The sequence below is a fragment of the Mycobacterium sp. E1214 genome, from assembly GCF_001666755.1.
In the GTDB taxonomy this organism is placed as follows: Bacteria; Actinomycetota; Actinomycetes; order Mycobacteriales; family Mycobacteriaceae; genus Mycobacterium.
The window spans coordinates 1-569 of the sequence record NZ_LZJC01000024.1 but is presented as its reverse complement, the minus strand read 5'-3'; the positions used below and the strand labels follow the sequence as shown (position 1 = coordinate 569).

1 protein-coding gene is annotated in these 569 nt (G+C 74.0%); it reads right to left on the bottom strand.

Annotated features, from left to right (window positions below; translation table 11 throughout):
* The coding region (locus tag A5700_RS03240; RefSeq protein ID WP_231991373.1) for an alanine and proline-rich secreted protein Apa at window positions 1–569 on the bottom strand (569 nt) is incomplete at both ends.

Genomic DNA, 569 nt, shown 5'->3' with positions numbered 1-569 from the left:
CGGCCCCGGTGCTCGACGTGCTGGCCGGCCCGACGACGCCGGTCCAGATCTGGCCGTTGGGCTTCGAGGCGTCGCTGAACTTCACCTCGTAGTAGGACGCGCTGCCGCTGATCCCGTTGGCGCCGGTGAGCGGGGTGGCGTCCTGGTTGATCCGGGTGCCCGGATACGGCATGAAGAACTCACCCATGTCCGAGCCGAGCCGCACCGCGGCCTTGGCGTTGTTCGGCTCGGCGCTGGCGTAGAGCTTCTGGTCCAGCCGGCCCATCACGATCCGGGTGTCGTTGGCGACCGGCGGGGGCTGATCGGGCGTGGGCGCCGGGCCGGTCGTCTTGCTGAGCAGGGCCGAACCGTAGTCGAGGTGCGAGGCGTCCGACTCGACCCAGCCGGGTGGAAGGACATAGCTGAAGCCCCCGACGGCGTTGTTGATGCGCCCGGCGTTCGGGTCCGGCGGCGGCGGGGGCAGCGGCGAGTTCGGGTCGAAGGGCGGCGGCGGCGCCCCGTTCGGGTTGGCGGGGGGCGCGGCGTTCGGGTCGCCGGGCGGGACCGGGGCCGGCGGCGCGGGCGCGGGC